Source organism: Polaribacter porphyrae (assembly GCF_002954685.1).
GTDB classification, from domain to species: Bacteria; Bacteroidota; Bacteroidia; order Flavobacteriales; family Flavobacteriaceae; genus Polaribacter; species Polaribacter porphyrae.
Genome location: NZ_MSCN01000001.1, coordinates 1,942,880 through 1,961,249, shown reverse-complemented (window position 1 = coordinate 1,961,249; position 18,370 = coordinate 1,942,880). Strand labels below are relative to the sequence as shown.

The following is an 18,370-nucleotide window of genomic DNA, read 5'->3' as shown; positions in this document are numbered from 1 at the left end:
CACTTTTTAAAATTAAAAGTCTGAATTATAATGACGATTTGGTTTAAGGTAGATTTGAAAATTGTTTAAGTCAATTATTGCATTAAAACGTTTTAAAATATTGTTTCCTAAAATATCATTGTTCAAGATTCCCTTTGGATCTTTATCACTAATAAATAGTGTTAAATTTGATATGACGAAACTCCCAATATTCAGTTGTTTAAATTTGTGTTTTTTTGTTTTCCACAAAATACCCTCACTTCCTGATGATTTAGAGATACCTATTTCTTTTAAATTGGTTAAATAATTTTTTGATGCAAACTCTTGACTTAATTTTAAAGTTCCACTATACCCAGAATCGTACTCTAACCAGCCTTCATAAGTTTTATTATTAACTTCTAAAACTCCTTTTATGTAAGGTAAACCTCTAATCCAATCAGTATCAATTTTTTGATACTCTTCTGGTATTTTTTGTAAAGATTTACGAACAATTATTAGTTGTTTGTCATAATTTATTTCAATTACTTTATTTTGAAAAGCAACCCAGCCTAAAACTGCATCAAATTCGTAATCCTTGTAATCTATAGCTGTAAACGGAATATCATCCCAAATTAAATCTTTAATCTGAAGCGTATTTTTTGAGCTTCTTTGTTTCATAGATGCTCCATCACTTCCAGAATTCAAAACTTCGCTGTCCATATTCATTTTTACTTTTTTGTTTAAAATAGATGCTTTGACAGCAAAAGCGTTTGCACCAGTATCAAAAATTACATTAAGATTTTGTGAATTATTTATACTTGCTTTTATATAAATTCTGTTGTCTTTGCCAATTTTAAACGGAATTGTATCTGCTAAAGATTGCTTATTTTTATCCTGATAATGATATTCTATAGTTTTTTCTGGAGTAATTGAAACCTGTTTTAATGTATCTGTATTAATTCTTGTATGGGCTTTTTTGTTATTGTGTATAATCGAAAAATCATAAATTTTATTGGGCTTTACAGTAAATGTAATAGTATCAATATCAGATATAAAACTTACATCTTTTTCTCCATTAAATCTTTGAGGTACAAACTCATCTAACTCGACTTCTGGAGAGATTGTCCAGATATCACTATACAGAATAGCCCCATCCTTAATGCTCACAGTTTTTGATTTTGTTTGCAAAACAAATTTTTTTGTATTGCTTTTACAACTTGTAAGAATGGCTAAAATAATGACAAATAAGTTTGATCTCATAACTATGTTTTATTTTGAACTTTTTTTATAAACCTCTTCATATAAAGATTCATAAACAACAGAAATTTCAATTAATTCTTCTAACTTTTTAATATTTGCAAGGTTGTAAAATTGATGTTCATCAATTTTCTTTACTGACAATTCGAATAGTTTCACTTTCTCATTTTTAGACAAAATCGCTCCATCAGAAAAGCTAGTGATCTCATCTATTTTTAATAAATTCCTAAATTTTTGATTTTTTTGTATGAAACTTTCAATTTCTATTTTTTTATCTTGATATAAAAAATCAACAGATTTTAAAATTGCAGGACCTAAACCTTTGTTTTCTAAAAAAATATTATAAATAATAAATTTGTTGCTAATTGTATCTTGAGAACTGATGATATTTTCTATTCTGGTGCCATATTCTTGACTGAAAGAAATTCTGGGAGCTACAGAAAGTCTACTTTCGTTGTGCTGTAAACTAATTTGATACACAAATAGTATTAGTGTTAGTAAACTAACAAGCATTGCAGAAATTGCAATAATTTTATCAGCCTGTATTTTTTTCTTTCTTTTCTTTTTCATTATTGCCATGTATATGTTGCAACATCAAACTCGCTTAAACCAAAATATCCATAAGGGTAATTTTCTGAATTTGTAGTATTTACGCAATTCCCAAAAACATTTACTGGTGGAGAAGCAAAAGGGTCAAAACCGGCATCGCCTTGTGCATTTATTAGTGATAAATAATTACTAAATCTCTCGGAAATACCAAATAATGAAATTTGAAAAACTTGATTTATAGCTATTTCTTCATATTCATTAAAATCTACTAATTCATTACCATCTTCAAATTGATCGTCATAAATTGTATAATCAGAATCAATTGAAGCTCCATTATTTTCAGACCTTTCATATATTATTCTGTAAAAATTTTCAATATTTGGTTTATCATCAAAAAACACATTTATTTCTGGTTCAGTTGTGCTGTCACCATTTTCAATAGTTTGTGTAATGTTGTTGATATCTGGAGCTTCAATTAAAGTTTCTGATGCTACATAAACTTCATTTTCGTAAACAATTGTTAAGGTATAACTCTCGTTAACTGATGGAATAAAATTATTGGTTTCATAAATACCATCAGCTATTTCATTAAATACAAATACAGCTCCATTTTGATTGCTAATTTTTACATCTGCATTTTTGGCTGGTAAAATTGAATTGTCATAAAACGATGCTGTTTTACTCAATTTTATTGTTTGATTATTACCAGAAGTTCCTTTTTGCCATTTTATCAAAGCTTCAATTACTAATCGTTCTTGATCATCTTCAAAATCTAAATTAATTACGGTTTCGCAAGCACTAAAAGTAATTAGGATAATAATTAAAAGGATTATTTTATTTTTTATCATTTTTTAAAATTTAAAATTATAAGTTATAGAAGGAATGATTCCGAAAATAGAAGTTTGTACGGCTTCGTTATTTAGTGTCGTTTCGTTTTGTCTAAATCGTATTGAATTGGCATTTTGTCTATTATATATGTTGTAGATACCAAAAACCCATTCGCTTTCCCATTTTTTATTTTTGTTGTGTTTAGGAGTATAAGTTGCTGAAATATCTAATCTATGATAAGCAGGCAAACGTTCTTCATTTCTAGAAGTAAACACAGGCACTACAAGACCTTCAAACTGATATTGTCCATTTGGATACGTTGTTGGACGACCTGTTTGGAAAACAAAGTTGGCGTTTAAACTCCATTTTTCTGTTAAAGAATAGTTGCCTGTAATTGATAAATCGTGCGTTCTATCTTGTGGAGTATTGTACCAAATTCCATTGTTAATTCCTGTTTCATTAGGTGATCTTCCGGAAACTCGTTGCTCTGATTTACTTATTGTATAACCCACCAATCCTGTAAATCGTCCTGAATTTTTACGCAGTAAAAATTCAAGTCCATAAGCTCGTGCATCACCTTGTAAAATTTCTGTTTCTATATTGTTATTAGCAATTAATTCTGCACCATCAATAAAATCTACACTGTTTTTTATGGATTTATAATATGTTTCAACTTCTATAGAATAATTATTTTCTTCGAAGTTTTTAAATAAACCTAAAGCAAATAAATCTGAATTTTGAGGTTTAATATACTTTCCACTTGGAGCCCAGATATCTAAAGGAGTTGGTGCATTTGTGTTTGAAATTAAATGAATGTACTGATTCATTCTTTGATAACTTCCTTTTAAAGAAGATTGTTCATTAAGTTGATATACCAAAGAAAAACGAGGTTCTATATTAAAAAACGAGGTTGTTTTTTTAGCTTCACTTTCGCTTTGAACTCCTATAGGTTTTGCTGATTCGTAACTATTTAATTCTTCATTAAAAACTACAGGTAAATCATTAGTATAAGTATTCAAAGGTTTGTTGCCCAGTCTAAAAAAAGAACTAAATCTAAAACCATATCTTGCAGTAAATTTATCAGACAATTTGTGTTCTGCTTCTAGATATATTGAAGGTTCAAAAGCAATTTTATCATCTAACTTTTCTTCATTAATAGGTGACGAATTAGAGTTAGCAATAATTTCTCCGGGATTGAAATGATAGTTAAAAACATCTGTACCAAAATTGATTTTTAAGGTGTTATTTAAGTAGTAATTAAAGTTGTATTTTAAGTTAATGTTATTAATACTTGAAGCCCACTCAAAACCCTCTGAAACGAATTCTAAATTATAATCATATTCGCTATAAATTAAAGATAAGTTAGAAAACAGCTTGTTATTAAAAATATGATTAAGTCTCGTATTTATAAAAAAGTTTCCATAAGAATTTTTGAATGAATCTGATAATTTTATCTTGTCTTTACCAAAATATCCTGAAAAATAGATTTTATTGTTATCGTCTATTCTATAGGATAATTTAGTATTTAAATCATAAAAAGAAATTCTGTTGGGTTCGTCTGCTAGACTTAAAAATAGATTAAGATAAGAAGTTCTACCTGCCACTAAAAAAGAACCTACTTCTTTTCTAATTGGTCCTTCAACCATTAATCTACTTGATAGTAAACCAATTCCTCCTGTAAATTTTGTATTATTATAATTACCATCTTTTTGATGTACTTCTAAAACAGAAGATAATCTACCACCATATTTTGAAGGAATACCTCCTTTATATAGTTTGATATCTTTTATAACATCTGTATTAAAAACAGATAAAAAACCTAATAAATGAGATGTATTGTATATTGTTGCTTCATCTAAAAGCACTAAATTTTGGTCTGTGCTACCACCTCTAACGTTAAAACCCGCGCTACCTTCGCCAACATCAGTTACTCCTGGTAATAGAGTAATTGTTTTAACCAAATCAGACTCACCTAAAACTGTAGGCGTTTCTTTAATGGTTTTTGCTTTTAAAACTGTAGTACTCATTTGAGGTTTACGAATATTATTTCCACTATTGTTTTTACTTTGAGAAATAATAACTTCATCTAAAACATTTTCTTCTTCAGCTAATTTGATATCAAGTTGTAAACTATTGGTCAATTTTATCTCTTTTTCAATTGTTTTATAGCCCAAATAACTATAAGAAATTGTGTAAGTATCATTTGGTATGGTTATGGAATAGAACCCATAGTTGTTTGTAATAGTTCCTAAACTTTTATTTTTAATAGAGATATTAACTCCGATTAATGTTTCCCCAGTTTTTTGATCTACTATTTTTCCACTTATAGTACTTTTTTGGTTTTGACTAAAGGATAAAGTGCTAAAAACGATAAGAAAAAGGAATACTAATATTTTATTCATTATTTATTTTTTGAACAAACAAAAACATAAATAGCTGAATTATAGTTCCAATAGAAGCATTGGTACTACTTTATGCGCTAATATTTATAAAATTAATTAGTAAGTAAAAGCTGAATAGCTAGTAATGTGTACTTATTACGATGTTTTTTAGAATAATCATCATCACCATTTTTTAGAATTTTATTCCATTTTCCTTTTTCAAAAATCCAGCAATTACCATCAGCATCTGATGGGATTGTACCAAAACTGGGGTCATAAGCAACTGCTTTCATTTTTTTTCTAGAACCTTCTTCTCTATAAGTATATTCATAACTATTTTCTTGAATAATAAACCACTCCACAGATATAAAAAAGCCTTTTTTTGGAAATAAAATATCTAAATGAGATAAATCTATAGTTGTTAATTTATTTCCTTTTCTGGCATAACCTATTAGATTTTTATCATAAAGATAATTACCTGGTTTTCCATTTTCATCTACTTCATATAAACGCACATTAAATTTTGCGTTTTTAATATCACTCATTGTATAAAATTGAATTTCGCTTAAGAAAGGAGTTTCATTTATCTTTTTATCAAAAGCAAAATATCTGGCTCTAATTTTAGGCCTTTCTCCACATCCAAAAAATTTATTGATTTTTGATTTCTTAAATTTACCTAATATTGTGTTTTTCTTTTTCGTTTTATCTAAAACAATTTCATCTAAAATGATTTCCTCTGGCGACATCTCAATAATAGAGCTGTTAGCATCCCAATTTTTTCTTGTTGTTTTGTAACCTATAGCTGAAAAAATAAGAATGCTATTTTTCTCTTTAGTTTCAAGTTTAAATATTCCATTTTCATCAGAACTAGTCCCTATATCTTTATTTTCAATCCAGATATTACAATAGGGTATTGGTTTCTTGGTTTCACCATCTACAACTTTTCCATTGATTTGTGATTGTAGAGCTATAGAAGCGAATATTAAAAGCTGTGTGATAATCTTTTTCATTATTACTATACTTAAGACCAAAACATTACAGCAAACCACCCCATACTTACACAATAAGTACAAATAAATATATTTGCAAAAACCGCTAATAAACAGAATAGTTTATAAAATTTTCTTTTTTCAAATTTGATGCGTTTTCTTTCTTTATAAATCATCCAAATACATAGTATTGGAAATAGAACTGTAAGCATAAATATCGATACAGATGTAATTGTTATAGTGCCAAGATTGTCTATTTTATTAAAACTTAAATTATTAATTGCAAACAAAACAGATAATAATATACATATAAAAGGAAGAGATAATCTTAATAACTGTAATACAGTATTCTTTGTTTTTTTTACAAAAATGAATCGTATGACATTTATAATAAGTACTATTATCGTTAGTAATAATAAAACTATACTAAATATTAAAAGTGTCCTTAATATAGAGTATGAAATTTTATTTGTTGGGATATAAGTACTGTCATAGTAATAAATCGATTTTTTACCATCAAAATCGGTTAAGTATACTGTTGGAATTTTCTCTTCTAAATCTTCATTTAAAAATGCATTACCACCAACATTCTTGTATCTATATTCACCATCTTCAATGTCAGATATTATAAGAAAATTATCTTCTATTTTTACAGTTTTTGTTCTTACAGGAAAATTGATAAAGTTCCAAATCTCTTGAGAATCATTTAACTCTCTATGTTCACCTTCCCAATCTTCAAATTCGGATAAGTCTCTTGTATTTGTGTTATAGCTGTAGTTAATTGATTTTTGTTTGCAAAAATTGTTAATCAATAAATTAATAATTTGCTCATTACTTCTCATAAATAAATTTGTACTTACAAAAACACCAATATCTAAATCTCTACTGTAAATAAAGTTAGAAACAAAACCATCTGTTAATCCGCTATTACCATAAAACAGAAATTCCTTGTCTCCAAATATTCTATCTTCTAGGGCTAAATTATAACCTGTTTTTATTTTGTTTTTTTTATCAAAATCGGAATGTAGCTTTTCCATATTTAAAATTCCATCTTTACTTAAAATAGCTGTGCTGTTTTGTGATTTTTGATTTAAAAAAAACTGCAAAAATTTAGACATATCATTAACATCACTAATTAATCCTGATGCTCCTAGCTGAAAGTTTTCAATCTCTTTATTCGATAGTATAAGTTTACCTTGATTTAGAAAATAACCTTTTGTTAAAAGAGATTTTACTGATGTACCAAAATCATTTTTAAAGCCTGTATTAGTAATTTCCAGCGGATTTAAAATATTTTCTTTTATATAATCTTCATACGTTTTTCTACTGATTTTTTCAATAATATATGCCAAAACAATATATCCTGGATTTGAATATGTAGTTACTAAACCTGGTTTAAAATTGGTTTTTAAAGCAGATTGTAATGCTAAAACTTGATCAAAAATATTTTTAGCTTTTTCAGATTCATATCTTTTGGTAAGATGTGAATAACTGAAATCACTGAAACCCGACTTGTGTTCCAGTAGATGTTTTATTTTTACAGGATGAGAATTAGACCACTTATTTTTGAAAGGAACTTCTGGAACTACAGAACTTAAATTATCATCTAATTTTAACTTTCCTTTCTCTACCAGTTGCATAATAGCAATAGCTGTAAATGTCTTGCTTATGGAAGCAATCTTAAAAAGATTTTCGTCAGTAACCTTTTCTTTTCTGTTTAAATCTGAATGACCAAAAGCTGTTTTAAATAAAACAGAATCTTTAGTAACTACAGTAACTACTCCTCCAGGAATTTGCTGTTTATGGATAATAGCTTTGATAGAGTCTTTTAACTGTTTATTTGATAATGTTTGAGCATCACTAAAAATTGAAAATAATAGTAATATGACTATAATATAATGTTTCATTTGATTGATTGTTTTTTGAACACTTATTTTTTATTTAGGTTAAAACCTAAATTGAGTTGTAACATTATTGGCCATATATTACCATTACCTTTTGTGTCAAAATAATATTGAGGACCAATATCAAAAAGGAAATGAAAACTTTTGCCATACTTCCTTTGTATGCCCCAAGTTGGACCAAAAGCAAAATCTAAATTAGATGTTCTTGTTACATTTTCTGTAATGGAATTGCCTCTGGTAATTAACCTGAATGAAAAAAAATTACCAGAATTGTTTTCTGTATTTTTATTTTTATCTCTTCTTTTTTTAAAATTATAAAACCATTTTTGTTGAAAATCTAAAAAAGGACTAACAACATAAATAAATCCACTAGCATTAGAAGTTAAATCTGGATAACCGCCATTATAACCGACACCTATTGCAGATGAAAATGTTGAATTTTTACCTGTTGGGAACTCTAATTCTATGGCTGGATTTAAAAAATTTACACGCCAAATTTTTTCTGTATATGTATCACTCTTGTCTTGTGCATAGTTACTTATAGCAATGAAAAAGAATAATAAAGTTAGTAACTTGTTTTTCATTTAATTTTTATTTTATTTTTTGAATTATACAACTACTTGTATTATCGAATATTAATTAATTATCTGTTTTAAAATATTTGGGGTATCTATTCAAAATTTTTTTTATTTCTATAGATTGAATTTCAGCTTCATCATCTTCACCATAAGTTATATTTTCCAAACTTGTATAGCCAATGCCAAGTTCTGGGTAAAAAAACATATTTGCATTAGAACCCATATTACCTCCATTATGTCCCATTCTATTTTGATTGAAAATCCACCAAAAAAGACCATTCTTCAACCCTTTATAATCTCCTTTTTTTTGTTCAAATTGAATACTCATTATTTCTTTGTATGAACTAGGTTTTACAATTGATCGTTCATCAGAATATCCCTTTATCCAATGCATAAGATATTTAGACAAATCAGTTGTATTCGAGTAAATGCCACCATCAGGATATGTAGGAGATATAATTCTAGGATATTCATTTTTACCACTCCCATATTTTAATGAATTTATTTTCTCTTTTTTAGGGTTATATCCCCAAGTTGTATGTTCTAATTTTAGTTTATCAATAATATTTTTTTCTACAAACTCATTATAAGGTTGCTTACTAATTATTTGTACTATATATGCAGCAAGTGTTGCACCAACGTTAGAGTAATACCATTCTTTTCCTGGTTTTCTCTTAAAGAAGTTCTCCTTTGAATAGTTTTTCCCTTTTGGTAATAAATACGATTTTAGAAAAGCTTCCATCGTTGTTTCTTTATTGCCCATGATGCTTTTATAGTATTTACGTCTTTCTTCATGTATATATTTAGTTTTATTTTTTTCGAAAACTTCTTTATTTTCAATCCAAGCGAAATTTTCGTGTTGATTCCTATCATTAATAGAAGCTGTGTGAGTTGCTAAATGTCTTAAAGTAATTGGTTTTTTTGGATAGAACGGGTTGTTAACCCTGAAAGGTAAATAATCATTTATATCTTTATCTAAATCTAATTTACCTTCTTCTACTAAAAGCATTATAGAAAGTCCAAGAAATGTTTTAGATATAGATTCTATTTGTTGAATCGTATTAATTGTGTAAGGAGTTTGTTTTTCAATATTCGCAAAACCTTGACCATTTGAATACAAGATTTTTTCTTTATCAACGATACTTACAAAAAATCCAGGAATATGATTCCCTTTTCCAATCAATTTAAAAACTTTATCAAGATGAGAAGTAATTGAATTACTTGATGAAATGAATTCAATTGTATAGGAACCCTTTTTTTCTTCTTTATTTTCGCCAAGAGGTATTATTTTTAATTTATAAATACCTGATTTATCTGCATCAATTAAAATAAGTTCACTACCAAATGCCCCATTAGGTGTATCAAATTCTTCAATTTCTTTTCCTTCAGGATCATAAGAAACAATTTTAACATCCATTCCCTTCTGTTGTAAATGAATTATACCAAATTGCCCTTTTTTAAGAGATAAATTATATTCGTGTTTGCTATTTATTAGAATATTATGCTCTGTCTTGTTTCCTTCCGTAAGGTTAAATTTTGGTTTTTGAGTTTTCAAATAGCTAATACAGCTAGTAAATGCTATGAGTAATATTAAAAGTTTCGTGTTTTTCATTAATATTATTTTAAAGTTTCTTTTAATTTATTTTTTAATGTTAACCCTTTTAAATTTTTTCCGATAATAATCCCATTCTTATCAATTAGAAAATTTTTAGGTATTTCATCTATGCCATAGATCAAGCATGCCCTATTATTACTGCCTTTTAAATCACTAACATGAATCCAATTTAAATGGTCTTGTTTAATCGCTTTTAGCCAATTATTTTTATTACCATCTAAAGAGACTGCAAATATTTCAAATCCTTTTGGTTTGTATTTTTTATAAGTGTTGACCAAATTTGGATTTTCCTTTCGACAAGGGCTACACCAAGAAGCCCAAAATTCTAATAATATTGCTTTTGCTTTTGTATCTGATAGTTTTTTAGGAATACCAGTGTTATCTAACATTTCAAAATCAATAAAATGATCTCCAATTTTTAATTCTTTATTCAGGCTAACAAATTGGGCTATTTGTTTCCCATACTTTGAATTTTTGTTTTCCTCAGATAGTAATTCATATAAGTTTTGAACTTTATTTCTACCCAAAGTAGAAGAATTCGATGAAAGTATAGAGGCACTAATAATACTACTTGGATGTTCTTTAATAAACTCTATTTCTAAATTTAAAATTTCATTATCAGTTAATGAATCTGTATTTTTATAAAGATTAAAATTTAGTTCTTCAGACTTTGAACCTGTGACTATGGCATTCTTAAAATTGGTTTTTCTAGCGTCAAAAGTCATTGCTTTATTTTCTAACCATAGATAGCGATAGTGTGAATAATTTTTAGTTCTTAAAAAAACATCTAAAGGTGAAGTGGGTAAAACTGTATGAAACTCAAAGGAGTTATTTTTTACTTTGGTGGAATCTATTAAAGTATTATTATTACTTAAATATAAAGTAGTCCCATCCTTAAATTTATTGGTTTTTCCTTTCAAAGAAAATTTAGTTACTGAAGTTTCATTGCAGGAAGAAATCAACAAAAACAGAAGTAATAGTTTATACATTCTTGTCTTAAGTAAGTACTCATTTAATAACATAATTTTAGTTATTTGTGTAAATAGTTTTTGAAGTATCATTTTTTGTGTTAAGCTTAAATACTCTCATATATTTAGCTCTTTTAATATATCTGATTTATTAACTTTTTTTATCATATAAGCTCCTCCTAAAAAAATGAAGCTAAAAAATATTGTCGTTGGAATTATAGAACTCCAGTTTATTCCTTCGCTTATTTTTCCTGTAATTATCGGTGCGCTTTTTTGATTTAAAATACCTGATCCAAAAGCAAGATTTATGAATCCGTGAATAATGGATGGAATAATAATATTATTTGTTCTTAACATTAAGCCTCCAAAAAAAAAACTAATAGACGTAGCAAAAAAAACTTGATTTGTAATACCGACTATATTTCCTGGTTCTTTAAGAATATTAAAAAAATGAAGCCCACCAAAAATTAGTGAAGTACATAGAACACTAATAAATAAAACGTTTTTTTTAGCTTTGAAATGTTTTATAAAGAGAGGTAGTATAATACCTCTAAATACTATTTCTTCAGCAAAACCGACCGTAAAAACTGATAGAATAAATAATAAAAGTAAATAAATTTGAGTGTTTGTATAAGTGTACCAATTACTAATTATTCCAGATAAAATGAATACAAAAGGAATAGCTAATGCTTGAATATTATTAACTCTCTTGGATGTACTTAACCCATTATAATTTTTTATTTTTTTTATATTAATTAGCTTTATAGCTAAAACTATAATTGATAACCGCATAAATATACCTGCAATAAATCTAGAGTTTAATTCAGGTAAATTGTTATCTATTAAAAAAAATCTTATAGGTTTTGCAATCCATAAAAGAAATAAAAAACCAATAAAAGTGATAATGATTAATTTTATTTCTCTCTTCATTTCAAACAAATTTATTTTGCATAAATAATTTTATATAACTAGGTTATACCAAGTTTATAATATTTGCGAAAATAAATTTATAAGAATTTATAAAGGTGCCATCGCTTCTTTTGGCACTAATTTATATCAAATTAAAGTGAACTCTTAAATTGTGAGGGAGACATACCTGTTTCCTTTTTAAAAATTCGATTGAAACTAGTTTTAGATTTAAAACCAGCATCATAAGCAATTCCTAAAAGTGTAACGTTATTGTATTCATTTGAATTCATCATCTTTTTAACTGCATTGACTCTATGTTTATTAATCAAATCATAAAAAGAGATTTTTAAATATTGATTTAAAAAATTAGATAATTTTTTATCTGTTAATGAGAGTTTTTCTGCTAGCTTTTGTAAACTCAAATTTTCATCTAGATAAGGTTTCTCTTTCTCAAACAATAGGTCTAAATTCTTTTCTATGGTTGCAGCTTCTTCTTTATCAAAATTTAGTACAACTTTTTTAACTGGTGTTTCACTAATAGTTGTCTCTAAATTATCAATCAAAAAATTAGGTAGTAGTACTTTTTGTTGCGAAATTCCATAGTAACCCAAATAGAAAATTAACAACATAGCAGGTATAAATAAAAACAAAACTGCATCTACATCTATATTAAAGAAGTCTAATATGGTTAATATTAAATCTAAACACCCAACAATAATAAGACCTATTAATAAGTGTCGAACCCAGTTAAAATCATTATCTGTAATATTAGAAAAATTAGATTTATAAGCAGTTTTAAACTTCTCGAACTTTATGTAAGCCATTATAAAATATACTAGCATATAGAGTGTAAAAAGAATAAAAATGAAATCTTTATGGACATTTAAAAATTTGAGATAATCAAATACAAACTCTTCTTTTAAGATAGAAACCATTATGGGAATTGATATCAACGAGACATATGTTAAAGGAAAAATTAGGTGAGGATAATAATTTTTGAATTTGTAATTTTTTATAAATATAGCATTGACATACATGAATATGATTGGACCAATGATGATTTCAGTAACATCGTCAAAAATAAAAGTCAAAAAATTTAAAATATCTAAATCATTAAAATCTGCGTAAGTATTAAGGATATAGAAAAATATAAATCCAAAAAAACAAAGCAATATATTTTGTGGTAAAGCTCTCTCTTTCTGTCTAAAAAGAAGAAATAAGATTAAAATAGACATTAAAATACCACCAACTAGAAAAAACTCTGTTATTAATTTCATCTAAATATTTATAATTTCATAAAAACGTAAATTTGAATAAAAATTATCTCTACAACTGTTAAAGTTGTGTAAATTATGCTAAAGTTTATGAACACTAATTTAGAATTTTAAAGGGATAACTTTTATTAGGTATATTTCCTAAAACTACTTTAAAGCATATAGCTTAAAAAAATAAACTTATGAACTTTAATTAAATACTCGTTGTGCATTTTGATAAAACTCTGTCAGTTTGAGTGAATTTTATGATTGAAATGAATAAAAATTATATCGAGAACAAGAATTTTGCGATTATATAGTTCTCAATATGATTTTTCATCTCTCTCAAAGTCACTCGAATCGACATCATCGATTAAAAATTAATCATAATGCACAATGGGTATTAAAATAAAATGTTTTAAACTTAAAATATTATCAAATTTTGAAATTTACTTTTTAATGTAAAGCTGGTGTTATTTATGGTTTAAATTTCTTAAACTTCACAGTATTATCTTTTAAGTCTTTATCAACCAAATTAAAATCAGGATCAATTGTTATAAAATCTGGTTTTCTATTGATGAGTAATTTAAATTCTTGGCTTTTATTAATATCTGTAAATTTAATTTTTTCTTTATAGAGTTCTAAACCTTCTGAATTATGAATTAGAATTGTAATATAATCTTTAAGTGGTACTTCTGTTTCTTCTCCATAACCATTGTCACGAAACTTATTAAGATCTAGAGAAAAACGTACTTCATAATCAAAATCTTCAGTTCTCATGTAAGTTGCTTTTTTTATTTGATTATCATAAAGAATAATATCATCTAACCAATCATCTACGATATATTTTAAACTATCAGGTGCAGCAGCTCTGAATTTTTTATATAATTCTCCTGCATGTGTATAAGGATTGTCTCTATACGAATTGTTTTCTAAAAAAGTTTTTAAAACATTATCTACAGTATTTTTTCCAAGATAATTTCGAAGCGCATTCATAACAACAGCTCCTTTGTTATAATGTATATATTGTTGTCCTTTTCTAATACGAATTAGCGGTTCTTCTTTAATAGTTTCAAATTGTCTTAACAATAAATATCTATTGAGTTCAAATTTTACGTAATTTTTAATTTGATCATGACCATATTCTTCCTCAATAACTCTAAGTGCAGAATATTGAGCTAAAGCTTCTATTAAAAAGTTAGATCCTTCTACATCACCACTCATTATTTGATGAGCCCACCACTGATGTGCAATTTCATGTGCAGTGACAAAAAGTGGTATATTTCTTTTGGCAACAGTAAAATCGAATAACGATAAATCATCATTAATATCCCTTTCTAAATTGTAGTTTAATTTCCTTAAATCACTCGTAAAACCAACAGACTCAGAAAAAGGAACTGTATTTGGAAACGATTGTGCAAAACTTCCAAGATATCTTGGGAATTCTATAATTCTAAGCTGATTATATTGATATGGAGTGAAGTTTTTTGAGTAATAATCAAATGATTTTTTCATAGCTTCTAGCATAATATCAATATTAAAACTATGCGCTTTATGATAGTAAATTTCTAATGATACCCCTTTATAGTTTTCTTTTTTTACTTTGTATTTTCCAGAAGTAAAACAGTAAAAATTTTGAATGGGTTTATTCATTATATAATGATAATATGCTCTATCATTTTTTTTCCACTCTTTTTGAAGATAACCAGGCGTAATTGCAATTTCGTTTTCATTTGTACTTATAATAGCTTCAAAGTTTACGAAATCTGAAAAACGACTTAGCATACTATTATTAATACCAATAGAATCATTGTATGATGGTGGATCAGTTTGTTTTGGTTTTAATCCATACAATTTTCTAATTTCATTCTGTTGTATTTCAAATGCTGGATTGTAACCAAATGAAGGTAAAATACTATTTCTTAAAAATGTATTATTTTTTGAAATACTCATTTTAACGCCTTTGTTTGAAAATCCTTTAGGTTGACTTTTAATACGATAATCTAGTTTTATGGAATCTCCAGGTTTTAAAGAAGTTTCAAAATGATATAATCCTAAATTTAAATCAGCATCATAAAACTCATTTATGGCATTATTGCTAAATGAAAAGGAAGTTTCTTTATGCTTTTTGCTATAATTTAATGCGAGTTTTTTTATTTCTTTATCAGACTTATTTTTCAACCAATAATATCCTTTAACTTCATAACTTTTTGTTTCAGGATATAAGTCAATTTCTACATATACATCAGTTACTTTTGGAAGTGTTAAGTTTTGTAAATAGTTGTATTTTTTTTCATATTCAACACTAATTTCTTGTGTAGAAATTCGTCCATTTCCTTGAAGATAAATATTATAAAATATAAAACTTCCTATACACAAAAATAGAATTGATGAAATTCGAAGTAAAAATTGTTCACTTTTAGTTCCTTTATTTTTGATTTTTTTTAAAATATCTTTCCAATGAAAACTTAAACCTCTTGGCCATAACTTTGACGCAAAATATATTATGATACCAGAAAATGCCAACCAATAGAATTTAAATAATAAATTAGGATATAAAGAACCTCCATAGCCAGTTAAATCTGAGTAAATATAAGATGAACCACCTCTAAAATGAAGTAATTTGTGAGGAAGTAAACTGTTTAGAAGATAACCATCAAGATAATAATAAAGAATTAAAACAATAATTGCTAAATACTTATTTTGAACTAACGAAAAAATAAAAAGTGTAAAAAATAGTAACGTTATGTGAGTAGGATAAGCTAAAAGAAAAATTTCTGCATAAGTGTGAAAGCTATACTCATGAAAGTTAAGATTTATTTGAGCTCGGATACTTAATAAAACTACTAATAGATAATAAAAAAAAGGAATTAACGATAAAATTGGCACATATGTACTAAGTAAAAAAAGATTAGAAACTGGATAAGTATCATTAATTTTATTTACGCTATATCTTCTATCTCTCCATAACAATTCTCCAGCAAACCAAATAATTGTCAATACAATAAATAGATTTACAGTTTGCAAATATTTGACGGCAACTAAATAGGTAAAAGGATAAGAACTAGTACCCCAAGCACTACCAAAAGCTCTAATATTTGACTTTGCATAAAAATAAGCAGCAATTAAGAGAATAATAAAAAAAGGATTTTTAAGTACTCTAAATATATGACTAAAATTCAGTCGGAGCCATAAATTCCATTTTGATTTAAAACTAAAATCAGGAGAAATTTTTGGTAGCTTTATTTGAGTAAAAGCATCTGCAACATCAATATTTTCTTGTATTTTCTTTTTTCTAAAGAAGTTTAAAATTTTAAATTTAGATTGTCTTGTAAATAAATTGAGTTTAAAATATGTAAATACCAGTATTAATATTCCTAAACCTATGTATATTAATCTGTTAATTAGAAGTACTTGTGTTATAGGTAAAGGTTCACTATTAATTTCGCCCATAGAAACCTTTTTTATTGCATATTTGTCAGTAACAATTGCTAAAGGATCTAGTAAAGCCATTAGATATTGAAAAGATTCTAAATCTGGATTTGCATAAATATTGTATGTAAATTGTGAAAGGGCATAAATTAGAATTATAACTAGCCAATTGAAAATTGTGTTTTTTAAAACCGTACTTAAACAGAAGAAAAGTGCACTTGAAAAAAATAAAAGCGGAACAGTTTTAAAAACAAAAGAGTAGAGGTAAAATTCAAATTGAGATGCTCCAAAATTTATTTTAGAAGTCCAAGGCACAACAATACCTAAATAAAATCCAATATATGGAGCTACACAAATAAGCAAGCAAATGCTAAAAGCTCCAAAAAAACGTCCTATTAAATAATTAAATTTAGAAGAAACACTGCTGAAAGTAATAGAAAATGTATTGTATAAAAAATCTTTGTATACAGACATTCCTATGATTAAAGAAACAATTAAAGTAGCCGCCAAACTAGATCTACTCATATAGTAACTTACAGAAATTGCACTATCAATTTTTCTGTTGGAAAAAAAGTAAGTACCTGTATCTAATGCGTGTCCAAAATAGTTTGTAATTAAAAAACCTATCAAAAACATTAGCAGAAAATAAATGTAAGTAGTTTTATTCCTTATCCAACTTTTGAATTCAAATGAAAATATCTGTGCAATCATAAAAACATAAGATTTTGATTTTAGTAGTTTTTAATTTATTATTTATACCAAAAATTGGTTCGATTTTTCTACAAAACTGAAACGATAATTTTATAAAGAAGCATAAGGAGAGTTTACGCTATAAAAGTAAACATCCTGTAAATCAGGTTTTTTATATTGAAATGTTTCGTTTGGTTTTTGCTTATTATAAACATGAATTACTGGTGTGCTTTCCTCAAGTTTAGTAAAAATTACTTGGTGCTCTTTTTGATATTCAGGAAGCTCTTTTTTGGTAATGGCTTTTTTCCATATTTTTCCATCTAAAGAATTTTTAAGTTCACTAGGGTTTCCACTAGTTAAAAGCTTTCCTTTATTTAAAATAGCCATTTGTTTACATAACTCATTAATATCATCTACAATATGAGTACTTAAAATGACTATTATATTTTCACTAATTTCAGACAATAAATTATTAAAACGAACACGTTCAGCAGGATCTAAACCAGCTGTAGGTTCATCTACAATAATCATTTTAGGATCTCCAATAAAGGCTTGGGCAATCCCAAATCTTCGTTTCATGCCTCCAGAAAAGCTACTTAATCTTTTATTTCTAAACTCGAATAAATTAACCTGATGTAATAAATCATCAACTAATTTTTTTCTGTTTTTACTTCCAGAGATTCCTTTTAAAGCAGCATAATGTAGTAACATTTCTTTAGCTGTGACTCTTGGGTAAACTCCAAAATCTTGTGGTAGATAACCTAAAATCTTTCGGATTTCAGATTTGTTTTTTAAAATATCTATATCTCCTAAAGTTGCTTCCCCTTCATCAACGTCTTGTAAAGTAGCAAGAGTCCTCATTAAAGTAGATTTACCTGCTCCATTTGGTCCCAATAAACCAAACATTCCCTTATTAATAGTAAGGTTAACATTTCTTAGAGCTTGAACTCCATTTGGGTATGTTTTTGAAAAATTTTTAATTACTAGTTTCATTGGAGTTATTGTTTATTGTATTATTTTTATAATAACGATTAAAGAAGTTATTTAAATTTTTAAAAT

At 26.7% G+C, this 18,370-nt stretch carries 13 protein-coding genes; all 13 read right to left on the bottom strand.

What is annotated here, in order from left to right; all coding sequences use genetic code 11:
* Positions 1-12: 12 nt before the first annotated feature.
* The 13 genes from BTO18_RS08850 to BTO18_RS08790 all read right to left on the bottom strand — a co-directional run bounded on the left by BTO18_RS08850 (position 13) and on the right by BTO18_RS08790 (position 18,304).
* The gene (locus tag BTO18_RS08850; protein ID WP_105015873.1) at positions 13-1,218 is read right to left on the bottom strand and encodes an aspartyl protease family protein; all 1,206 of its coding nucleotides are present in this window, start codon (positions 1,216-1,218) and stop codon (positions 13-15) included.
* Between the two features lie 9 nt (positions 1,219-1,227).
* On the bottom strand, positions 1,228-1,785 hold the full coding sequence (locus tag BTO18_RS08845; RefSeq protein WP_105015872.1) for a hypothetical protein: 558 nt from the start codon (positions 1,783-1,785) through the stop codon (positions 1,228-1,230).
* Positions 1,785-2,612, bottom strand: a complete 828-nt coding sequence (locus tag BTO18_RS08840; RefSeq protein WP_105015871.1) for a DUF4249 domain-containing protein — start codon at positions 2,610-2,612, stop codon at positions 1,785-1,787. Before BTO18_RS08840 ends, BTO18_RS08845 begins: the two co-directional genes overlap by 1 nt.
* Positions 2,613-2,615: 3 nt before the next feature.
* Positions 2,616-4,994 (bottom strand): TonB-dependent receptor, encoded by a 2,379-nt coding sequence (locus BTO18_RS08835; RefSeq protein ID WP_105015870.1) that lies wholly within the window; start codon positions 4,992-4,994, stop codon positions 2,616-2,618.
* A gap of 92 nt (positions 4,995-5,086) precedes the next feature.
* Positions 5,087-5,983, bottom strand: coding sequence for a carboxypeptidase-like regulatory domain-containing protein (locus BTO18_RS08830; RefSeq protein WP_105015869.1), 897 nt, complete (start codon positions 5,981-5,983; stop codon positions 5,087-5,089).
* A gap of 11 nt (positions 5,984-5,994) precedes the next feature.
* A complete protein-coding gene (locus BTO18_RS08825) occupies positions 5,995-7,869 on the bottom strand; it encodes a serine hydrolase domain-containing protein (protein ID WP_105015868.1) in 1,875 nt (624 codons plus the stop codon).
* Positions 7,870-7,892: 23 nt separating this feature from the next.
* Positions 7,893-8,450, bottom strand: a complete 558-nt coding sequence (locus tag BTO18_RS08820) for a hypothetical protein (RefSeq protein ID WP_105015867.1) — start codon at positions 8,448-8,450, stop codon at positions 7,893-7,895.
* A gap of 55 nt (positions 8,451-8,505) precedes the next feature.
* Entirely contained in the window at positions 8,506-10,056 is a 1,551-nt protein-coding gene (locus BTO18_RS08815; RefSeq protein ID WP_105015866.1) for a serine hydrolase domain-containing protein, read from the bottom strand.
* Positions 10,057-10,061: 5 nt separating this feature from the next.
* Positions 10,062-10,979: a TlpA disulfide reductase family protein gene (locus BTO18_RS08810; RefSeq protein ID WP_244905140.1), complete on the bottom strand. Its 918-nt coding sequence runs from the start codon at positions 10,977-10,979 to the stop codon at positions 10,062-10,064.
* 165 nt (positions 10,980-11,144) lie between these two features.
* The gene (locus BTO18_RS08805; protein WP_105015865.1) at positions 11,145-11,957 is read right to left on the bottom strand and encodes a CPBP family intramembrane glutamic endopeptidase; all 813 of its coding nucleotides are present in this window, start codon (positions 11,955-11,957) and stop codon (positions 11,145-11,147) included.
* Between the two features lie 131 nt (positions 11,958-12,088).
* Positions 12,089-13,213, bottom strand: a complete 1,125-nt coding sequence (locus BTO18_RS08800) for a helix-turn-helix domain-containing protein (protein ID WP_105015864.1) — start codon at positions 13,211-13,213, stop codon at positions 12,089-12,091.
* Between the two features lie 453 nt (positions 13,214-13,666).
* Positions 13,667-17,332: an ABC transporter permease/M1 family aminopeptidase gene (locus BTO18_RS08795; RefSeq protein WP_146106902.1), complete on the bottom strand. Its 3,666-nt coding sequence runs from the start codon at positions 17,330-17,332 to the stop codon at positions 13,667-13,669.
* A gap of 90 nt (positions 17,333-17,422) precedes the next feature.
* A complete protein-coding gene (locus BTO18_RS08790) occupies positions 17,423-18,304 on the bottom strand; it encodes an ABC transporter ATP-binding protein (RefSeq protein ID WP_105015862.1) in 882 nt (293 codons plus the stop codon).
* Positions 18,305-18,370: the final 66 nt, after the last annotated feature.